General features: G+C 32.1%; 23 protein-coding genes. 8 read left to right on the top strand and 15 right to left on the bottom strand.

All coding sequences use genetic code 11. The features are described from left to right. Nucleotides 1-68: 68 nt before the first annotated feature. Together KAR67_RS05325 and KAR67_RS05320 are read left to right on the top strand one after the other, a co-directional pair. Entirely contained in the window at nt 69-923 is an 855-nt protein-coding gene (locus KAR67_RS05325) for a hypothetical protein (RefSeq protein ID WP_101348729.1), read from the top strand. Beyond that, on the top strand, nt 908-1,507 hold the full coding sequence (locus KAR67_RS05320; RefSeq protein ID WP_002804181.1) for a C39 family peptidase: 600 nt from the start codon (nt 908-910) through the stop codon (nt 1,505-1,507). The genes KAR67_RS05325 and KAR67_RS05320 overlap by 16 nt, the downstream gene beginning before the upstream one ends. Before the next feature lie 48 nt (nt 1,508-1,555). Here the strand turns inward: KAR67_RS05320 and fliY are convergent, their stop codons facing one another. The 8 genes from fliY to aroQ are packed head-to-tail and all read right to left on the bottom strand — an operon-like array spanning nt 1,556 to nt 7,777. Further along, nucleotides 1,556-2,392, bottom strand: a complete 837-nt coding sequence (fliY, locus tag KAR67_RS05315) for a flagellar motor switch protein FliY (RefSeq protein ID WP_002778750.1) — start codon at nt 2,390-2,392, stop codon at nt 1,556-1,558. Continuing rightward, nucleotides 2,389-3,465, bottom strand: coding sequence for a flagellar motor switch protein FliM (gene fliM, locus KAR67_RS05310; protein ID WP_002778751.1), 1,077 nt, complete (start codon nt 3,463-3,465; stop codon nt 2,389-2,391). The genes fliY and fliM overlap by 4 nt, the downstream gene beginning before the upstream one ends. Continuing rightward, nucleotides 3,465-4,157, bottom strand: a complete 693-nt coding sequence (locus tag KAR67_RS05305; protein ID WP_002778752.1) for an RNA polymerase sigma factor FliA — start codon at nt 4,155-4,157, stop codon at nt 3,465-3,467. The genes fliM and KAR67_RS05305 overlap by 1 nt, the downstream gene beginning before the upstream one ends. Beyond that, entirely contained in the window at nt 4,138-4,494 is a 357-nt protein-coding gene (locus KAR67_RS05300) for a hypothetical protein (RefSeq protein ID WP_002778754.1), read from the bottom strand. Before KAR67_RS05300 ends, KAR67_RS05305 begins: the two co-directional genes overlap by 20 nt. 19 nt (nt 4,495-4,513) lie before the next feature. Then, the gene (flhG, locus tag KAR67_RS05295) at nt 4,514-5,380 is read right to left on the bottom strand and encodes a flagella biosynthesis ATPase FlhG (RefSeq protein ID WP_002778756.1); all 867 of its coding nucleotides are present in this window, start codon (nt 5,378-5,380) and stop codon (nt 4,514-4,516) included. Continuing rightward, nucleotides 5,373-6,803, bottom strand: a complete 1,431-nt coding sequence (flhF, locus tag KAR67_RS05290) for a flagellar biosynthesis protein FlhF (protein WP_002778758.1) — start codon at nt 6,801-6,803, stop codon at nt 5,373-5,375. The genes flhG and flhF overlap by 8 nt, the downstream gene beginning before the upstream one ends. Next, nucleotides 6,804-7,286 carry a 2-amino-4-hydroxy-6-hydroxymethyldihydropteridine diphosphokinase gene (gene folK, locus KAR67_RS05285; protein ID WP_002778760.1) on the bottom strand — a complete coding sequence of 161 codons (483 nt, stop codon included), beginning with the start codon at nt 7,284-7,286 and terminating at the stop codon, nt 6,804-6,806. A 2-nt stretch (nt 7,287-7,288) separates the two neighbouring features. Next, a complete protein-coding gene (gene aroQ / locus KAR67_RS05280) occupies nt 7,289-7,777 on the bottom strand; it encodes a type II 3-dehydroquinate dehydratase (protein ID WP_002784836.1) in 489 nt (162 codons plus the stop codon). A 92-nt stretch (nt 7,778-7,869) separates the two neighbouring features. Here aroQ and KAR67_RS05275 point away from each other — a divergent pair, with 92 nt between their 5' ends. The 3 genes from KAR67_RS05275 (at nt 7,870) to KAR67_RS05265 (ending at nt 11,122) form a co-directional block, all read left to right on the top strand. After that, nucleotides 7,870-9,099, top strand: coding sequence for a metal-dependent hydrolase (locus tag KAR67_RS05275; RefSeq protein ID WP_002778764.1), 1,230 nt, complete (start codon nt 7,870-7,872; stop codon nt 9,097-9,099). Beyond that, nucleotides 9,087-9,983 (top strand): signal peptide peptidase SppA, encoded by an 897-nt coding sequence (sppA, locus tag KAR67_RS05270; protein WP_002778765.1) that lies wholly within the window; start codon nt 9,087-9,089, stop codon nt 9,981-9,983. Before KAR67_RS05275 ends, sppA begins: the two co-directional genes overlap by 13 nt. A gap of 107 nt (nt 9,984-10,090) precedes the next feature. After that, on the top strand, nt 10,091-11,122 hold the full coding sequence (locus KAR67_RS05265; protein ID WP_002778766.1) for a Cj0069 family protein: 1,032 nt from the start codon (nt 10,091-10,093) through the stop codon (nt 11,120-11,122). On the opposite strand, the gene KAR67_RS05260 is transcribed toward KAR67_RS05265, so the two are convergent. The 7 genes from KAR67_RS05260 to KAR67_RS05230 form a co-directional block, all read right to left on the bottom strand. Beyond that, nucleotides 11,119-11,304, bottom strand: a complete 186-nt coding sequence (locus KAR67_RS05260) for a hypothetical protein (protein ID WP_002782117.1) — start codon at nt 11,302-11,304, stop codon at nt 11,119-11,121. The genes KAR67_RS05265 and KAR67_RS05260 overlap by 4 nt on opposite strands. Before the next feature lie 45 nt (nt 11,305-11,349). Further along, nucleotides 11,350-11,961, bottom strand: a complete 612-nt coding sequence (locus KAR67_RS05255) for a bacteriohemerythrin (protein WP_002778768.1) — start codon at nt 11,959-11,961, stop codon at nt 11,350-11,352. Next, complete coding sequence (locus KAR67_RS05250) at nt 11,942-12,631, bottom strand: hemerythrin family protein (protein WP_002778769.1); 690 nt, start codon at nt 12,629-12,631, stop codon at nt 11,942-11,944. The genes KAR67_RS05255 and KAR67_RS05250 overlap by 20 nt, the downstream gene beginning before the upstream one ends. Before the next feature lie 222 nt (nt 12,632-12,853). Continuing rightward, the gene (locus tag KAR67_RS05245) at nt 12,854-13,510 is read right to left on the bottom strand and encodes a lactate utilization protein C (RefSeq protein WP_060787510.1); all 657 of its coding nucleotides are present in this window, start codon (nt 13,508-13,510) and stop codon (nt 12,854-12,856) included. Next, nucleotides 13,503-14,942, bottom strand: coding sequence for a LutB/LldF family L-lactate oxidation iron-sulfur protein (locus KAR67_RS05240; RefSeq protein ID WP_002778772.1), 1,440 nt, complete (start codon nt 14,940-14,942; stop codon nt 13,503-13,505). The genes KAR67_RS05245 and KAR67_RS05240 overlap by 8 nt, the downstream gene beginning before the upstream one ends. Beyond that, on the bottom strand, nt 14,939-15,676 hold the full coding sequence (locus KAR67_RS05235) for a (Fe-S)-binding protein (RefSeq protein ID WP_002778775.1): 738 nt from the start codon (nt 15,674-15,676) through the stop codon (nt 14,939-14,941). Before KAR67_RS05235 ends, KAR67_RS05240 begins: the two co-directional genes overlap by 4 nt. Nucleotides 15,677-15,828: 152 nt before the next feature. Further along, nucleotides 15,829-17,496: an L-lactate permease gene (locus KAR67_RS05230; RefSeq protein ID WP_002781351.1), complete on the bottom strand. Its 1,668-nt coding sequence runs from the start codon at nt 17,494-17,496 to the stop codon at nt 15,829-15,831. Between the two features lie 387 nt (nt 17,497-17,883). Here KAR67_RS05230 and KAR67_RS05225 point away from each other — a divergent pair, with 387 nt between their 5' ends. The 3 genes from KAR67_RS05225 to cydB are packed head-to-tail and all read left to right on the top strand — an operon-like array spanning nt 17,884 to nt 20,800. After that, the gene (locus KAR67_RS05225; RefSeq protein ID WP_002778778.1) at nt 17,884-18,114 is read left to right on the top strand and encodes a DUF4492 domain-containing protein; all 231 of its coding nucleotides are present in this window, start codon (nt 17,884-17,886) and stop codon (nt 18,112-18,114) included. After that, complete coding sequence (locus tag KAR67_RS05220; protein WP_002778780.1) at nt 18,114-19,676, top strand: cytochrome ubiquinol oxidase subunit I; 1,563 nt, start codon at nt 18,114-18,116, stop codon at nt 19,674-19,676. The genes KAR67_RS05225 and KAR67_RS05220 overlap by 1 nt, the downstream gene beginning before the upstream one ends. Further along, the gene (cydB, locus tag KAR67_RS05215) at nt 19,676-20,800 is read left to right on the top strand and encodes a cytochrome d ubiquinol oxidase subunit II (RefSeq protein ID WP_002778781.1); all 1,125 of its coding nucleotides are present in this window, start codon (nt 19,676-19,678) and stop codon (nt 20,798-20,800) included. The genes KAR67_RS05220 and cydB overlap by 1 nt, the downstream gene beginning before the upstream one ends. Nucleotides 20,801-20,808 lie beyond the last annotated feature (8 nt).

The following is a 20,808-nucleotide window of genomic DNA, read 5'->3' as shown; positions in this document are numbered from 1 at the left end:
CTTTTCAATATCAAGGATTAAATTTTAAAATTAACTTGAGCTGATTATTTAAAATATAAGGATTGACAATGAAAAAAATTTTCTTAGCATTTATGGTTTTAGTTAATTGTGTTTTTGCTAGTGATGAACTAAATATAGACAGTTTATTTAAAAAGCAAATAGGCTTAAGAAGCATTACAAGCTTTTCTTTACTTAGCACAGGAAATGCAAACTCGTATTCTCTTTATCCTAATATAACAATAGGCGGAGATCCTACAATTTGGAATGATACAAAGCAAGTGTTTTTAACTCAAACTTTCATTTATACCCTAACACCTAAGTTTGACATACTTATTTCAGGGGGCGGAAGTTATGCAAGACAAGAATATACAAACTTTTTTACAAATGAGTATTCTAGTAAAAACAGAATAGGTTTTGATAATTTATGGCTAGGTTTTATTTATACAGGCGATAGCATTGCAGATTTAATTCCACAAATTACCTTTCAAACTGCAGTCGTTCAAAGAGAAAAAGCAATCAATCAAACCAAAAACTTTTATCTAAAATCACAAAGCTTACAAGCTAGTTTAAGGGGATATAGCGATCCTGTAGTTTATAGTATTTATACAGGATTTGGTTATAATCAATCAAGAAAATTTAAAACTCTTAAAATAGAGTATGGAAATAGTATTTATGTGGGTGGAAATTTATCTATTATTCTAAGCCCCAAAATTACTTTAGATTTAGGAGCAGAGCAAAGATTTCAAATGAAACAAAAAATCAATGGCTATCAAAATTCTGAAGTGCGTTCTATTCCAACTTTAAGTTTAGGTTCTACTTATAGCATTAATTCAGATACCGCAGTTTCTGTTAATGCTAGTTTTGGAGGAAGCTCTGCTTCTCCTGATAGCATATTTGGGATAAGCTTATGGAAAAAATTCTAAAAATTTTATTATTTTTACCCATTCTTGCTTTGAGTACAAAAGCCGAATGGGTAGTTAAGTCTTATCAAGAAATTAAAAACGAAAGAGTAATAAGACAAACTTATGAGCAATCTTGTGGGGCTTCATCTTTAGCAACTTTACTTAATATACTTGATGATCAAAAAAAGTTTGATGAACTTGAACTTTTAAAGATTATGAGCGGACAAGAACTTTATACGGATATGGTAAGCTTTACAGATTTAAACGATGCAGTTAAAAAACTGGGCTTTCAAAGCAATTCATATCAAATCAATAGAGAAAACTTGGATAAACTTGTAAATATTCCAATGCTTGTAAAAATTGAAGATGATCCACGCTTTCCACATTTTGCGGTAATTATTAATCATAAAGGTAATTATTTACAAGTGCTTGATCCAAGTCATGGAGAATATATAAGTTCCAAAAATCAATTTTTTAGTATTTGGGATAGATATAATAAAGGCGGTTATGCTTTAATTGTTGCTCCTAAAAAAGAGCTAAAACCTTTTAAGTTAAACACTCCAAAATCTTTACATTTTGATTTCAGCCCTTTTAGTTTGTTTTAGTTTTAATTCGTTTATATTTATTATTCTTAATTTGTAGGCTAAAACTTTTTATCTTAGTTGTTCTAATCTTTCTTTTTTAGAACCAATTTCTGTAATTTGAACGCCGAAGTTACCATCGACAATTACTACCTCGCCATAAGCAATTCTTTTATCCCCAATTAAAATTTCAAGCGGATCGTTTGCAAGTTGATTAAGCTCCACAACTGAGCCTATATCCATAGTTAAAACATCTTTTAAAAGCATTTTTTTATTGCCTATACGCACACGAACAGGCAAACGCACATCCATGATGAGATTGATATTTTTAAGTTCTTCACTTATCTCAAAACCTTTATTTTCTGAATTTGAGCTAGAGTGTGCATGGCCATCATCTGCAGCTTTGCCGCTTAAAATATTATGAAGAGTTTGATCTACAATTAAAGAAATTTGCTCTTCTAAGTCTTCTATTTTGACATCAAAGAAATAAAGTTTTGTAAAATCTTTAAAATCAACATTTTCTGCTACAAATTCGCAAGAGCTGATTTCAAAATCCATTTTTGGTATGTCTTTTTGTGCGCCTAAAGTGGTAGAAAAAGCCGAAATGATGTTTTGAATTGCTTCTTTAGCAGCGTCCATTTCATCAGGGCCTAGTTGATCGTTTTTAGAAATTTCTTCTTCGCCCATCATCCATTCACCAATAGCACTCATAAGTACAGCACCTGCTAATATACCTATTTTGCCACCTTCTTTGATGTTAAAAACCGCATAAACAAGAGGCGGTTTGAGTGTATCTTGTGATGAAACATCAAATTCTTTATATTCGCTAAATTCTGCACTTTTTCCTGTAAGTCCTTCTATGGTGCTTGTGCATTCGTTTGTAAATAATTTTAAAAATTCATTGATCATATTTCTTCTTCCTCCTCTTCAGGCTCATCATAAACACTGGCTTTAGCTTTACGCTCTTCTTCGTATTTTTCCAAAATTTCTTTGATTTCATCTTTATCTGTGCGTATAAGTTCTAAAATTTTAATAGATTTTCTAAAACGATGCAATCCAATTTGTGCTAAGAAAACATCTTTTTTATCGATACTTACTATAGCTTTATCGTCTGCTTCTCTATCAAGCCTTAAAATATCGCCTTGTTTAAGTTCTAAAAATTCATGAACATTAATTAAGGTTTTTCCTAAAATTGCCTCATATACCACTTCAGCACGACCGATTAAAGTTTTAAGTTCTTTGTTGCGTGATTTTTTGGCTGAGGTTTCACCCATCATAATATCACGGTTTGCTAAACGACTCAAGATACTTTCTAAATGGACAACAGGATAGCAGATATTTACCATACCGCTTGAATTTCCTATGATGATTTCCATCACCACCATGATAACGATTTCGTTTTGCGATACGATTTGTACAACATTGGGGCTTGATTCTTTAGCTTCTATACTAGGATAAATTTCAGTTACTGTAGCCCAGCTTTCTTTAAGTCTTTGCATGATGATACGCAAAATAGAATCAAGCAAATTAAGCTCTATATCAGTAAGCTCTCGCGAAGCCTCATAGCTATCGCCTTGACCTCCTAAAAGTCTATCTATCATAGGAAAAGCAATGCTTGGGTTAATCTCTAAAACGCAGTTTCCATCAAGAGGCTTGATAGAGAAAACGTTAAAGCTTGTAGGGCTTGGTAGCGACATCAAAAACTCACCATAAGTCATTTGATCCACCGAGTGAAGTTTGGTTTCAACAATACTTCTCATCATGGACGAAATTTGAGAAGCTAAATTTCTTGCTAGTTTATCGTGTATACCTTTAATTGTCCTAAGTTGCTCTTTAGATACCCTATTTGGACGCTTAAAGTCATATACAACTATATTTCTTTCATCTTTTCCATCTTTTTCAGAGGCTGTAGGCGTATTGGTATTATCATCGACAACTTCAAGTAGAGCGTCAATTTCTTCTTGGGAGAGTATTTCTGCCATTACACTAGCCTTTCTCTAAGTTTTTTTAAAAGTTTTTTATGAATTTGTGAAATTCTACTCTCGCTAATCTCTAAAATTTCACTAATCTCCTTAAGACTGAGTTCTTCATAATAATAAAGCTGTATGATGAGTTGATCGCGTTCTTTAAGATCTTCTAATACTTCGTGAATTTTTTCTAAAAGTTGTTCTTTTTCTAATTTTTCTAAAGTATCATCTTCATTATAAAGCTCTAATTGATCATCAATGGGTAAAGTATAGCTAATAGCATGTGCGGTGCGCACTTCTTTAATCTTTTCTACATCCAAATCAAGCTTTTTAGCTAGATATTCATCATCAGGCTCTTCTTCATGTTCTCTAAAATATTCGTCGATTAAAATATCAATATCTTTAATGATTTTACGGTTATTGCGACTCATTACATCTAAAGAGCGTAAAAAATCAAGCATAGCGCCATTAACACGCTTTCTAGCAAATCCCCAAAAACTATCATTTTGCTCTTTATCGTAGCGGCGTGAAAGCTTGATCATTTCTTCAACGCCAATGCTAATTAGATCATTTACATCAATGCTAGAAGGCAAGCGTTCTTTTAGTCTAAAAGCCATTGCACGAAGTGCAGGCATATAGGATAAAACTAGCTGATCTTGTTCATCTTTTATCATTTGAGCATAGGCTTTAGGCGGCTCTTTTTGCATTTTTGCGTCTTTCTTTTGATTCGTTTTTCTTAAGCTCTTCTCTTTCTTCGTTAAGCTTTTCTAAGATTATATCCATTTTCTTTTCACGAATGACTAAGTCATTTATAATATTATTGCTAGTCTTTTCATAATCATGTTTATTGAAAATTCGCCCACTGATTTTTTTAATATCGATAAAATTCATAATAGCAATGTGTATAAAAACATAAAACATAAAAGTAATAAAACAAGTAGAAATTAAAATATCAAAAGCTTCTTCTATACTAATAATACTAAAAGCCAATCCTATAAAAAATCCGCAAACGGTAAAAAATGCTACATAATTTTCAGGTCTCATAATATCTTCTCTTTATTGCTTAGAATCGTTCGATGATTTTCCTAAAGAAATTTGAAAAACTTCGACTTGTGACATTATCAAGCACTTTCCGTTCCAACCTATATAAAAGCTTGGAAGCTAGGGCTTTAAGCTCGTCACTTGAAGCAGAATTTTCATCTGTAAACAAGGTGCGTTTTTTAATGCTACCACTTACATCTTTTGAAGCGCTCAAGTGTCCTAAAAATTCTAAATTTAAACGATTTTTTATATTTGCATCAGCAACTTTTTTAATATTTTCAAAAACTTTTAAAGCCTCATTTTCATTTTTGACAACATTAAATAGCATCAGTAAATTTTCTTTTGTCTTAGAGGTGGTTTTAATGGTTGCATATGCATCGGTAATCGCAGCAGGATCAGGAACGGTTACTACTACAACTTCATCTGACATTTCTAAGAAATTCAGTATATTTCCTCCTATTCCTGCACCTGTGTCGATGATAAGAAAATCAAGCTCATCTAAAATACTTGCTTGATTTAAAAATCTTTCATAAATGTTTTTATCGTTGTATTTTAAAATTTCATCACCGCTTTCACCAGGGATGAGCCATAAATTTGGCTTTACTTCGATCAAAATATCTTCTAAAGAGCATTCTCCGCGCAAAACATGTAAAAGATTTTTTTGAATGCGAACATTTAAAATAACATCAAGATTTGCTAAGCCAATATCTGCATCAAAAAGTCCTACTTTATATCCATTATTAGCAAGTACATTTGCCAAATTTGCGCTAATGGTGCTTTTACCTACTCCACCTTTTCCACTTGTAATCGCTATAAAATGAGTGTTTTGTGATTTTTTTCCTCCATTTTGATTCATAAGGCTACGGAGTTTATTGGCTTGATTATTCATTATCTTTTCCTTTGTTAAAACCTTCTAAGATACAGCGAACTAAAAAATCGCTATTGGCTACTTCTATATCATCAGGCACTTCTTGTCCTGTAGAGAAAAAGCTTAGTGGGATATTAGTTTCATAAATTAAAGAGAAAATATTTCCAAAAACCTTAGTTTCATCAAATTTGGTGATGATAAGGGTGTCGATATTTAAAAATGAAAAATTTTTGTAAATTTCCATCAGGTCTTCATGCTTGGTATTAGCAGAAACGACTAGACTAACATCAATTTCAGCATTTGAATGCATAAGAAATTCTTTTGTTTTGGCAAGTTTGTTTTGATCGTATTGCGAATTTCCTATAGTATCGACTAAAATTACTTCGCAGTTATTAAGACTTTTAATCGCCTCGTCCAAATCTTTTGGTTCTATACTATCGATGATGGGAAGTTTCATCATTTTTGCATATTGGAAAAGTTGTTCTACAGCACCGATTCTATAAGTATCTAAAGTGATTATACCTGTTTTATAGCGCTTATCTCCATAAGCATAACGAAAAGCTAGCTTTGCTAAAGTTGTGGTTTTTCCAACCCCTGTCGGGCCTACAAGCATCATAATTTTTTGTTTTTTGATTTCACTTTCTACCCTGCAAGGTAAAATATTTCTCAAAAGAGAATAAAAATATCGTTGCACAGCGTCTTTGTTTGTTTTCATGGCCGCAGGCATATTTTCTATAGTGGCTTTCATGATAGCTTCTAAATGCTTTTCAAGCATACCGCTTTCTTTGGCTTTTTTATAAATGGTTGCAAATTCAGGAGGAATGATAAGATTGTTGCGAGCTTCTGCTTTTTCATCCCACATCATGTCTGCGAGTAAATCGATTTTATCATTAAGCTTATTGATTTGTTTTTCAAAATTCTCTATTTTTTTATTATAGTTTGGATTGGGTGCATAATTATCTACCAAAGGGGTATTGGTTACTTTTGAAATTTCATTGCTTACTTCACTTAAGCGTTCTTTAAAATCGTTAAAACCCATGGTGGGATTAGGATTGATTTTACTTTGTGGAAAGTCTTGGTAATTAGTGTCGCTAGTTTTGGTTTTTGCTAAATTTGCCCTAGTATTTGAAAAATCAAGAATCACATCTTCATCTTCGTTATTTTGTGGTATTGAAGCATTGACTTTTTCTTCAAGATTTTGTTTTTCTAAAGTTTTAGCGATAGTTTTTTTAGGAGGCAAGGATTTTCCCATTTTTTTCAAATGCTCTTCATAATCACTCTCTTCTATAGCAACCATTACTTCATAAAGAGCAGCGCGGTTAAGTGTTTTGGGACGAATTTGTTTATTGGTAATAATTAAAGCTTTGTCGCCATAATCCTCTTTTACTTTCGGGATAATTTGCTCTGTATCTTCTACAGTAAAGGTATGGATAAGTTGTCCCATTTACAATCCTTTTGTTAAGCCCAAGGGCAAAATTACACTTATTCTTTGATTAGCCCCTATATGAGGCACCATACACCCCTCATCACGCTTGACTTTTTGTGAAAAATATAAAAGATCTAAATCAAGTGTTCTAGGAGCGTTTTTGAAAGTTCTTTTTCTTTTAAATTTAAGCTCATAAAAAAGTAAAACTTTCAAAAAAGCTCTTGCGTGTAGGTTTGTTTGTATAAGCATTGCTGCATTCGTAAAATCTTTTTGAGCTTTAAAACCAAAAGCTTCATTGATCAAAAATGGAGATGTGGCTAAAATTTTAAACCTTCTATCCTCCATCATTACACGAAAAAGCTTGTTAAACCTTTTTTTTTCCGGCTCTATATTGCTTCCTAGACCTACTAGAGCAAGGTATTTAAATTCTTTTTTGTTTTGGCTAAAATAAGGAAAAAAACGGCTTGTTTCAAGTCGTCTTGCTCCTTTTATTTTTAGCATTTTTAATTTTGAGCCCCAGCTTGCATTTGCTGTGCTTGCGCAGCATGCAAATTTTTTACTTGCTCGCAAATTTGAATAATGCCCATTAAAGCTAAATGATAACCAAAAGGACCAAATCCTACTATAGATCCAGAACATACAGGAGCTATAAGGCTTTTTTGACGAAATTCTTCTCTGCGATAAACATTACTGATGTGTACTTCTATCGTAGGTAAAGCCACTGCAGAAATCGCATCACGAATGGCTACTGAAGTATGAGTATAGCCTGCAGCATTGATGATTATACCATCTACTGTACCAAGACATTCTTGAATTTTATCTACAATTTCGCCTTCAAAATTGCTTTGAAAAAAATCTAATTCAACATTGTTTTGAGAAGCTGCCATCTTCATTTGAGTATGAATGTCTTCCATTTTCATTGCACCATAAATTCTAACTTCCCTTACGCCTAGCATATTGATATTTGGGCCTTGGATGACCATTATTTTCATAATTTTGCCTTAAAATTTTTATTTTTAACCTTTTATTATAACATTTTAAAATAAATTTTCGCTACAATGTGATTTTATTCAAGGAAAAAAGAATGTATATAATCAGTGCAAAATATATCTTTTTATGTGACGAGCAATTTAGTATTTTAGAAAACAAAGCCTTTGTTTTTGAGAATGAAATTTTAGAATTAGGCGAATTAGAAGAATTAAAAAAACGATACCCAGAGGCTAAGCTTATAAAAACAAGCCCTAATTGCGTCATTTTGCCTGCTTTTATCAATCCGCACACCCATTTAGAATTTAGCGCAAATTCGACCACTTTGCATTTTGGAGAATTTTTAATTTGGCTTAAAAGCGTGATTAACTCTCGTTCTATGTTAAATGAGCAAGCTAAAGAAGAGCTTATATTAAAAAACATTCAAAAAATGCAAAAAAGCGGTATAGGTACTATAGGTGAAATTTCAAGCTTTGGCAGCGATTTAAATCCTTGTGTTAGAGCAAGTCAAAATGGAATGCGTGTTGTATTTTTTAATGAAATTTTAGGCATAAATGAAGCCCAAATTCAAGATAAAAAACAAGAGTTTTTAACAAGATTTGAAAAATCTTTAAAATTTAAAGATGAGTTTTTTATACCTGCTATTTCTGTGCATTCTGCTTATTCAACTCATCCAGAGCTTGCAAAATTTGCAATCAATCTTGCTAAAAAGCAAAAGTTATTAATCAGTACGCATTTTTTAGAAAGTAAGGCTGAAAATGCTTGGCTTAAAGAGGCAAAAGGAGGGTTTAAAGAATGGTTTAAAAACTTTACGCCAGATCCTAAGCCTCTTTATAAAGCTAGTGAATTTATTCAATTATTTAAAGGTGTTAGGACGCTTTTTACCCATTGTGTGTATTTAAAAGAAATGGATTTGCTTGATAAAAATTTACATTCTATTACCCATTGTGCTTTTTCAAATCGTCTTTTAAGTCAAAAAACATTTGATTTAAAAAAGGCTTTAAAAAGCGGCTTAAATATCCATTTGGGTACAGATGGTTTAAGTTCTAATATTTCTTTATCGATTTTAGATGAAATGCGTGCTAATTTGCTTGTGCATACAGATTTTGATTTGTTAAAATTAGCTCCTAAGCTTTTACAAATGGCAACGCTTTATCCAGCTAAAGCTTTAAATTTAAATTTAGGTGAAATCAAGCAAGGAAAAATGGCTGATTTTAGTGTATTTGAATTAGGAGAATGCAACAAGGAGCAAGCGCCATTGCAATTTATTTTAAATGCTAAAGAAGTGCAAAAATTATTTATAAAAGGAAAAGAATGCAAATTTTAAAATCATTTTTTAAGGGTTTGGGTAGCGTGATAAAATTTATCAATACTTATTTTAAAACTTTTGTTTTATTGTTGATCGTGATTTGGCTTTTGGTACCAAGCTCAAATTCAAGCTCATCATATGCAAATTTAGAACGCATTGACTTAAAAGGCGAGATATTAGATAGCTCAGAACTTTTGGAAAAAATTATCAGTGCTAAAAATAATGATAATATTAAAGGCGTGCTTTTTGTGATAGATTCTCCTGGGGGTGCTTTTGCTCCAAGTATGGAGCTAGCTTTGGCTATTAAGGATTTAAAGACTAAAAAACCTGTTATAGCTTATGCAAGTGGGACTATGGCGAGTGGGAGTTACTTGGCTGGAGTAGGAGCAAATAAAATTTTGGCAAATCCTGCTAGTTTTATAGGATCTATAGGTGTGATTATGCAGGGTGCTGATTTGAGTGAGTTGGCTAAGAAAATAGGGATTAAAGAACAAACCATACAAGCAGGGGAATTTAAGAGTGCAGGAACTTTTACAAGGGCTTGGAGTGAAGAAGAGAGAGAATTTTTGCAAAATTTGATTGATGAAAGTTATGATCTTTTTTCAGAATTTGTAGCCAAAGAACGCGATTTGGAATTAGATAAAAGAAAAGATTGGGCAAATGCAAGGGTGTTTTTAGCACAAAATGCAAAAGATTTAGGACTTATTGATGAATTAAGCAATTATGAAAATGCAAAAAAAGAACTTCAAGAACTTGCTAAAGTTTTAAATCCTGTTTGGAAAGAAGAGGGTAGAATCGATAGATTTTTAAATCGTTTAGAGAGTCAAAGTTCCAATTTTTTAGGTAAAGTGATAAGTGATACTGTGCTTAGATTGAATGCGAATTTTTTAGAATTAAAATAATTCTAAATTTTTTATATCTTATAGGAGAAAAAGCCTCTTATTCGTTTAACTTTTATAACATTTTTATGAAATAATTGTTTATATTTTAACTTAAAAGGAGCAGTGCAATGAAAAAAAATATAGTCTTTTTTGAGGTTAGAGGCGGTAGCGATAAGGGTGAAGATGGCTATAGAAAAGATACTATGCCTATGGTAAATGCTTTAAAAGCTAAGGGTTGGAATGCCGAGGTGATTTTTTTTGAAGTAGGCAAAAAGAATGAAATTTATAACTATGTAAAAGAAAATTTTGATGGTTATGTTTCGCGTATTAATCCTGGCAATCTTAAAGAAGAAAATGAGTATTTTGATATGCTAAGAAAACTTTGCCAAGAAGGTCTTGTGGGTATGCCTCATCCTGATGCGATGATAGGTTATGGAGCCAAAGACGCTTTAACAAAACTTGCAGATACAGATCTTGTGCCAAGTGATACTTATGCATACTATGATATCAAGACTTTTAAAGAAAATTTTCCAAAAAGTTTGGCTAAAGGCGAAAGGGTTTTAAAACAAAATCGTGGCTCTACAGGAGAGGGAATTTGGCGTGTGAGTGTAGAGGGCGAAGTAAAAGGAGATATTTTGCCTTTAGATACTAAAATCAAATGTACCGAAGCAAAAGACAATCATGTAGAGCATAGAGAACTGGGTGAATTTATGGATTTTTGTGAGCAATATATCATAGGTGATAATGGTATGCTTGTAGATATGACTTTTTTACCACGCATTAAAGAAGGAGAGATAAGACTTTTAATGCTTTATAACACTCCTGTAAATGTAGTTCATAAAAAACCAGCTGAAGATGCCGATGCTTTTTCTGCAACGCTTTTTAGTGGGGCGCAATACCGCTATGATAAACCCGAGGATTGGCAAAATTTGGTAGATATGTTTTTAGGAGAACTTCCTAAGGTGCGTGCAAAATTGGGTAATTATGATTTACCGCTTATTTGGACAGCTGATTTTATTTTAGATAATGATGAAAAAGGCAACGATAAATATGTTTTAGGTGAGATAAATTGCTCTTGCGTAGGCTTTACTTCGCACTTAGAACTTGCTGATGAAGTTGCTCAAAATATCATCAATATTGTAAGCAAGGCAAAAAACTAATCTTTAAGCTTAATGTCCATTTTTGTTTTGCAAGATGGGCATTCTTTTTCTATTTTTTTCAAATTTGAAGCAAATTCTATCGAGTAAAAATTTTTGCAATTAGAGCATTGAATATCCTTGGTTAAAATAGGATAAGAATACTTTGTTTTATTTGAGATATAATATTTTATTTTTTTGTCCATAGTAGAATCAATTATTTTTTATTTCATTCTACTATAGAATAGTTATTATTCAAAAGATTCGGAATGTTTTTTATAAAATTGTATGGCCATCTTGCATTTTTTACACTTAAATTTAGCACCTTTTAATTGTATTTTTTGATGAATTCCAAAAGGCACATCGTGAATTTGTCCAACACACTCGCAAGTATAAAAATATAAAGCTGTTTCATCATCTTTTTCTTCTTTTACTTCTTCAAAACTTACTTCACTATCATCTTCAGAGGATAAAGAAGAGCGTCTGTATTGTTCTACTTTCATATCTTCATAAAGTATATGTTCTAAGAGCCATTTTTTAGAAACCGTGTAAAGTTTTTCTTTTAAATCATTGGTTGATTTTATGTTTTTAATGAGGTCTATCATGGATTGGATGATTTCTTTATGTATCTTTTTATGCTCTTCTAAGCCAGGATATCCTATAAGCTTCATATATTTTTCTTCATCATTAAAATGATCTTTCATATAGTTAAAAAAATCAGCCAATAGAGCTTTGATATCATCTTTATACACGGGTCGATCAAACATAAATTCAACCTTACCTGCTAATTCAAAAAGTTTTTTGTGTTGCTCATCAATCTTGGCATTATGAACGCTATAATTATCATCCCACTTTGGAAACATCATTATTCCTTTTTTCAGTTTTGATTTCACTTCTTACATAAAATAGATTTTTTTGACATTTTTTACATCTTAGTTGTTTTTTATGACAAATAATATCAAGATGCTCTATATAGGAAAGAAAGTGATTTGTTCTACAAGGGCAAGAATAGATAAAATCGTATTCTTTTTTGATTTGAGGAGGGCTTGGATTTGGATTGTTTTCATATTGTTTTTCTTGTTGAAGATCCTCTTGTTGAAGTTTTTCTAGCTCTTCTTCTTGTTTGGCTAATAATTGCTCTGAAAGCCAATTTCCTATCATAACATCATGATGTAAAATATGTTCTAATAGCCAATCTGACATTATAGTATAAAGTTTTTCTTTTAAATCATTGGTAGTCTTTATATTTTGGATAAGATGCGACATATCGTGGATAATGTTTTTGTGCATTATTTTATGTTCATTTAAATAAGGATAAGAAATCTCTTGCATATAATCCTCTTCATTACTGAAGTGATCTTTCATATAATTAAAGAGTTCGGTAAGAATTTCTTTAAGCTCATCGCGTTGAACGAATTTATAAACAGCATTTTCAATTTTAGCAGCTAATTCAAAAAGTTTTTGGTGTTGCGCGTCTATTTTCTCATCATTTATGCTGTATTTTTCATCCCAAGCAGGAATTAATTTATCCAAAGTTTTCTCCAAATAAATCTCAATTATTTGTATGTTTTGATATTGAGGTATGTTATCGTATTTTATATTAAATCAATATTAAAAATGATATATAGTTAAATAGGATATAAATATTCCCATTTAACTATATTTAAAATATGAAATTTTTAATATATCTCGTATAATATTTATTTAACTTAAGCTGGTTTTAGCTCTAGTAAATAACACTAGAGCTAAAACTTTTTAATAAATAACAATATGAGCAATTTGAGGCCCATGAACGCCAAAAACAGTGATTAATTCTATATCTGCTGTTCTTGAAGGACCTGCGATAAATAAAATATTTGTAGGTAAAATTTCATTTTCTTTTTTTACCAAATTTAAAGCTTCGCTAAGGCTTTTTACTATGTCTTCTTCTTTTAATAACACTATACAAAGCTTAGGTGCAAGACTTAGCATTCTAGGTTGTCCCTTGCTTGAAGGTATCAAAGCAACGCCATGAGAGCTTACTCCAGCTCTTGCATGAACTATAGAAAAATCGCTATGAAAAACTTCATATCGTAAATTTTCAATTTCCTTATCAAAGCAAATTTTTTCTTCGGCTTGAATTTTGTTTAAATCTAAGCCTAAATCAGTGCCATATATCATTTTTTTGTAATTATATTTTGTGATAATTTCATTGATTTTTTCTTCCAAAGTTTCTTTAGTAGCATTTTCAACAATGTATTTATTATCACTCATTTTTTGCTTCATTTCAGCTAAGGCATCTTCTTTTGTTTGAATATGCTCTACAGGATCTATACTGGCTTGATAAGTAAAATCTTTTGCTTCATAAGCTTCATTGAGTGCTGATAAAATTTTTTCTTTGCTTTTGTTAGAAATTTCATTGATTTTACTCATAAATTACTCCTTCTATAGCCTGAATTTCTTTATATAGATCTTTTTTGATTTGAGGTAATTCTTTAAAAGCATACCATTTTTTAATCACTGGTAAAGCTCCTGATAAGTTTTGCACAAACCAATTAAAATAATGCGCTTTTGAAAGTGCAAAACGCCATCTTTCACCTTTTGTTGCTGCTTTTTTGAATTGCTTAAATGCAAAGGCTTCCATTGCATTATGATGGATATTTTTTGCACCCATAGGTGGATTTTCTCCTTGTCCTATCTTATCGCATCTTAGTTTTCTAATCAGATCAGCTAAAGGAATTTGCACCGGACAAACTTCTGAACAGCGTCCACAAAGCGAACAGAAATTTAAAATATCACCTGTGTGATCTATACCAAAAATATTTGGACTGATTACTTCACCAATAGGTCCTGGATAGGTGGTTTGGTATGCGTGTCCGCCGATTTGATCATAAACAGGGCAAAAATTCATACAAGCCCCACATCGAATACAACGCAAAGCCTCATAATAATCTTTATGAGCTAGCATTTTGGTTCTATTGTGATCAAATAAAATCACATGCACTTCTTTTGGGCCATCTAAATCCCCATTTTTTCGTGGGCCTGTGATAATGTTGTTATAAGTAGGTATAAATTGTCCTGTGGCTGAAGGAGTAAGTAAAGAAACCATAGTTGCTGCATCTTCAAAGCTTTCCATAACTTTTTCTACACCACAAAGTGCGATGTGAATATCGGGTGCTGTGGTACACATTCTACCATTTCCCTCATTTTCTATAAGCCAAAAAGCCCCCTCTCTTGACATGGCAAAATTTACACCACTAAGTCCTAATTTTAAGCCTTCAAAGTCTTTTCTTAAATGATCTCTTGCTATGGCATTTAAGCTTTCAGGTTCGTCATTTTCTAATTTTGCACCAAGTTTATCTTTAAAAATTTGACCTATTTCGTGGCGATTTCTATGAATAGCAGGGACAACTATATGCAAAGGCGGTTCTTCATTGAGTTGTAAAATAAGCTCTCCAAGATCGGTTTCTATGGCTTTTAAACCTTTTTTTTCTAAATAATGATTTAATCCTATCTCCTCACTCGCCATTGACTTGCCTTTTAAAAGCTTGGTGATATTTTTTTCACGCATGATTTCATAGACTATTTCACAAGCATCCTTATCGCTACTTGCCCAATGCACTTGTATGCCATTTTTTGTAGCGTTTTTTTCAAATTCTAAAAGCCTATCTTTTAGGCTCATTAAGGCATTGTTTTTAGCTTGTTTTGCTTTGGCTCTTAATCCTTGCCAATCCCTAAATCTTGCATCAATGACCCCAAGTCTATTTTTTTGCAAAGTATGCATAGCAGTCATCAAATTTTCACGCATTTGAATGTCGTTTAATTTAATATGAACAATTTCTTCGTGTGGAATTTTTTGACTCATAATCTCTCTCCTTCCAAACGCTTAAATAAAAATTCATACAAGTGTATGCCTTTAACATCTAAACCCATTCTGCGCATAGTTCCATCTATATTTAAAAGACAGCCACCATCTCCACTGATGAGGTATTTTACTCCGGTATTTTGTATATCTTTAATCTTATTTCTTACCATAGCATTTGAAATTTCAGGTTCTTTTACAGAAAAAGTTCCCCCAAAACCGCAACATTCTTCTTCATATTGTAATTCTACAAGTTCAACATTTTTAAGTTTTCTAATGAGATTTTTACTTGCTTGTATACTTTTTTGAACTCTTAAAGCATGGCAATTAGAATGCCAAGTCACTTTAATAGGTTCTCCTTTATCTTCATAATTTACATTTAAAACTTCATCAAGATATTGTGAAAGTTCTATAACACGCGAGCTAAAATCTTTTACTCTAGAAAATTCAGGTCTATCCTTAAAAAGCTCTTTATAATCATGACTCATCATACCCGCACAAGATCCACTAGGTACAACGATAGGATAATCTTTGTCAAATAAATCTACATTGTATAAGGCTATTTCGCGACTTTCATTAAAATATCCTGAATTAAAAGAGGGTTGAGCACAACAGGTTTGGTTTTTTTTAAAAATAACTTCCACTCCTTCTCGGCGTAAAAGTTTAATACCATTAAGAACGCTTTCTTGCATGGCAGCAGTTCCTAAGCATGTGGCGTAAAAATACACCTTTTTCATTTCTTCTCCTTCATTTTAAGAGATTTAATATAAACAATTATTCTAACTTTAGAAAAATAAAATCAAAATTAAATCAATGATAAAAATATTTTCAAAATTTTTTCATTTAAAACTTGCTTAAACTTGCAAGAATAAATCTTGCAAGTTTGTTTTTATTTGGCTACTACCTCTGGAATGATTCCTTGTAAAAAGAATGCGATAATGCAAGTCCAAATTCCTATTAAAATGATAAAAGCTATAGAATATTTGAGTGTGAATTTGAAAAGATCAGATTCTTTGCCTACAAGTCCAACGGCTGCGCAAGCAATAGCTATACTTTGAGGGCTGATCATTTTTCCTACTACTCCACCTACAGAGTTTGCTGCTAAGAATAAAGCTTCACTAACGCCTAGTTTTTGCGCACTTACTTGCTGCAAGGTTCCAAAAAGTAAGTTAGCACTTGTATCTGATCCTGTTAGGAAAACTCCAATCCAACCTATAATAGGCGAAAAGAATGCAAAAGCATCTCCTGTATGAGCAAAAGCAAGTCCTAAAGTAGTACTCATACCACTATTTTTAGAGATAAAAGCAAAGGCTACAACCAAACCTATAGTAAGACAAGGGATAGCCATTTCTTTTAGGGTTGCCCAAAAACATTCAGCAGCATCTTCAGCTTTTATTCTTAAAATAGCTATGGTTAAAAAAGCTGCAAGTAAAATCGCAGTTCCTGCTTGAGCTACACTTTTACCATTGATAAGATCGATTCCAAGTCCTAAAGAAAGAGGTTTAGCTTCGCCTATACCTGTGATAGAAGGACTTAAAATACCGCTTGTAAGATTGCTAAATTGCAAGCTAATGCTTGTATAGCTTAAAAAACCATCTTTATCAAAGATAGCTTTAAACCAAGGCTGAGTCCAAATGATAATACAAACTATAAGTAAAATAAAAGGTGTCCAAGCTTTTAACACATCACCAAAATTTAGGGTATTATCTTCGCTAAAATGAGTTTCTCCATCTAGTCTAAAAATATTTTTTGGTTTCCAAAATTTTAAAAAGATAGTTGTAACTGCTAAAGACACAATAGCTGAAATAATATCAGGAAGTTCAGCGCCTAAGTGATTTGAGCTCCAAAATTGCGTTGCTGTAAAGCTTAATGCGGCAACTAAAATAGCAGGGAAAGTTTCTTTTACCCCTTTTAAACCATCCATTAAAAACACTATAAAAAAAGGTATAGTAAGACTAAGTGGAACAAGCATTCTACCCACCATAGCAGAAACAGAATGAGCTTCAACTCCTACTAAATTTGCCATAGCGATAATAGGAATCCCCACAGCACCAAAAGCAACAGGTGCGGTATTGGCTATAAGACAAAGTCCTGCTGCTTGTAAAGGACGCAAACCAAGTCCCACCAAAAGAGCTGCTGTGATAGCTACTGGACCACCAAAACCTATAGCACCCTCTAAGAAAGAACCAAAACAAAAACCTATTAAAATCACTTGAATTCTGTGATCAGGAGTGATACTCATCACGCTTTTTTTAATGATTTCAAAAGAACCTGATTTGATAGAAAGTTTGTAAAGAAAAATAGCCGCGATAATAATCCAAGCTATAGGCCACATACCATTTGTAAAGCCTTGTACAAAGCTAGCACCTACTAAATTCCAAGGCATATCATAAACAAATAAAGCTATGACGCTTGCTAAAACCACGGTTAAAAAACCCGCTTGATAACCTTTTAACTTGAAAAATACCAAACAAGCTAAAAAGCAAAGAATAGGTAAAAAAGCAAATAAGGCACTGAGCCAAATGCTATTAAACGGATCATAAATTTGTTGCCACATAATGTGTCTTCTCCTTTGTTTTATTTTATTTAAAGTTTCTCTTCATTCTAGCAAATTCTTAAAATATATATAATGAAATTAAAATTTAAGAAAAATCATAAGGCTTCTTGTGTATCATTTTGTGCAATTTGGTAACATATAGAGTATATAAAAATATAAATATAATATAAAAATATAACTATAATGAGAGTAAAATCTTTTTTGTTTTGTCATTTTCTAGAATATTTTTGTTAGTTAAATACCAAATTTTAGAATTTATAGTCAAAACTGGCTAAAGTTTTGACAATTATAAAAGCAAGTTTTAAGGATTTAATAACATAAATTTCATTATAATTTCAAGCTTTTTTCCAATTTAAATTTTTCATTATTTTTATAAGGTTTAATTTAATGTATTTAAAATGTTTTTATTTCTTTTTTGTGCGAATTTTTAACTTTTATAAAGAAGGGTTTAAAAACCTTACCCTTGGAAAAACTTTATGGAAAATTATTTTTATAAAACTTTTTATAATGCTTATTGTGCTTAAACTTTTTGTTTTTGACGTAAATTTCAATTCTATTTTTAAAAATGATAATGAAAAAAGTAATTTTGTCATAGAAAATCTTATTAAGGAGAAATAATGAACGAACTTAGCAGTGTGGATTGGTCAAGAGCGCAGTTTGCATTAACCGCGCTTTATCATTTTTTATTTGTGCCTTTGACTTTGGGCTTATCTTTTATCATTGCTATTATGGAAACCATTTATGTAAAAACAGGCAATGAAAGATGGAAAAAAATCACTAAATTCTGGCTTTCTTTATTTGCTATCAATTTTGCTATCGGCGTAGCTACGGGCATTATTATGGAGTTTGAATTTGGAACCAACTGGGCAAATTATAGCTGGTTTGTGGGTGATATTTTTGGTGCTCCTTTGGCAGTTGAAGGTATAATGGCTTTTTTCTTAGAGGCTACTTTTTTTGCTGTTATGTTTTTTGGCTGGGATAAAGTTTCTAAGAAATTCCATCTTATTTCAACTTGGTGTGTGGCTATAGGCAGTAATTTATCAGCATTTTGGATTTTGGTTGCAAATGGCTGGATGCAATACCCTGTGGGAATGCAATTTAATCCCGATACAGCAAGAAATGAAATGCAAAGCTTTTTTGAAGTTGCACTTTCTCCTGTAGCGATCTCTAAATTTTTACATACCATAGGCAGTGGTTATGTGATTTCTGCTTTATTTGTGATGGGAATTTCGGCTTGGTTTATATTAAAAGGGCGTCATATTATCGAAGCTAAGAAAAGTTTAGTTGTGGGTGCTAGTTTTGGGCTTGTTTGTTCGGTTTTCTTATTTTTTAGCGGAGATGAGAGTGCTTATCGTGTTACCCAAACGCAACCTATGAAACTTGCGGCTATGGAAGGGGTTTATCAAGGTGAGCACCGTGCAGGACTTGTTCCTTTTGGAATTTTAAATCCTAAAAAAACTATAGATAATAACGAAAGTGTGTTTTTATTTGATATTACTATACCTTATGCTTTATCTATATTAGGAAATCGTGATCCTAATTCTTTTGTGCCAGGCATTGAGGATTTAATACACGGAAACGAAGATAGAGGCATAGAGCCTATGCAAGAACGCATCGATAAAGGAAAAATCGCTATACAGGCTTTAAAAGATTATAAATTAGCTAAAGATAATAACGATACAGCAGCCATGGCAACTCACAAAAGTATTTTAGAGGCAAATTTTAAAGATTTTGGTTATGGTTATTTAGAAAAACCAACAGATGCTATCCCACCTGTGGCTTTAACTTTTTATAGTTTTCATATCATGGTAGCTCTTGGAAGCTTATTTTTCTTACTTTTTATCGCAACGCTTTATCTTACTATGGCAAATGATATTGAGAAATTTAGAAAAATTCTTTGGCTTTGTTTATTGTGTATTCCTTTAGGATATATCGCAGCAGAGGCAGGATGGATAGTGGCTGAAGTAGGTAGGCAACCTTGGGCTATACAAGATTTAATGCCTGTTCATATAGCAGCAACCGAACTTGGCAAAGTCAATGTTCAAATTTCATTCTGGATTTTTGCGGTTTTATTTACTGCACTTTTGATTGCAGAGATTAAGATCATGCTTACTCAAATCAAAAAAGGTTTTGATGCGTATGCTGGACATAGTACTCTTATGGGTAAAGGAGAAAAATAATGTTTTTCGGTTTAGAACTTGAGGGGTTACAAATTTATTGGTGGGTGATTTTAAGTTTATTAGGCGGACTTTTGGTTTTTATGTTTTTTGTTCAAGGGGGTCAAACTTTAATTGATGAATTAAGTTCTGACGAACTTGAAAAAACAATGCTTGTAAACTCACTAGGTCGTAAATGGGAGCTTGGTTTTACTACTCTTGTGCTTTTTGGCGGTGCTGCTTTTGCTGCTTTTCCGCTTTTTTATAGCACAAGTTTTGGTGGGGCTTATTGGGCTTGGCTTTGTATTTTATTTTGCTTTATTTTACAAGCCGTTGCTTATGAGTATCGTAAAAAAGAAAACAATGTCTATGGTTCTAAAACCTATGAAGTTTTTCTTAAAATCAATGGTTATTTAGGAGTGTTTTTAATCGGGGTTGCAATAAGCAGTTTTTTTAGTGGATCGCATTTTGTATTAAATGAGCATAATTTTGTTTCTTGGCAAAATTCTTTACGCGGTTTGGAACTTTTGTTTAATCCTTTTAATTATCTTTTGGGTATTGCTTTGGTGTTTTTATCTAGAATTTTGGGTGCTGCTTATTTTATGAATAATATCAAAGATGAAAATATCAAAGCAAAAGCTGTTAGAAAACTGAGTATAAACAGTATTTTATTTTTGCCTTTTTTCTTAGGATTTCTTGCGTGGATTTTTATCAAAGAGGGTTTTGGAGTGGACGAAAAGGGCATTGTGAGTATGACTGAAAATGTATATTTATACAATTTTTTAGATAATATTCTTTTTGCTATTTTATTTATCGTTGGAGTTGTATTTGTGCTTTTGGGTATGGTACAAGGTTCAAAAGGATGTTCTAAAACGATTTTTACTTTAGGTTTTGGATCGGTTTTGGCTGTTTTTGCTTTATTTTTAAGCATAGGACTTGGATCAAGCGCTTTTTATCCTTCACTTAGTGATTTGCAAAGTTCTTTAACTATACGCAATGCAAGTTCGAGTTATTATACTCTAAGCGTCATGGCTTATGTATCTTTGCTTGTGCCTTTTGTTTTAGCTTATATTATTTATGTTTGGAATGCAATGGATAGAGTAAAAATCACTCGTGAAGAAATGAAAGACAGCGAACATTTATATTAATCAAGGAG

It is taken from the genome of Campylobacter sp. JH32 (assembly GCF_017846535.1).
GTDB classification, from domain to species: domain Bacteria; phylum Campylobacterota; class Campylobacteria; order Campylobacterales; family Campylobacteraceae; genus Campylobacter_D; species Campylobacter_D coli.
The sequence above is the reverse complement of the archived record's forward strand: the minus strand, read 5'-3'. Positions and strand labels throughout refer to the sequence as shown.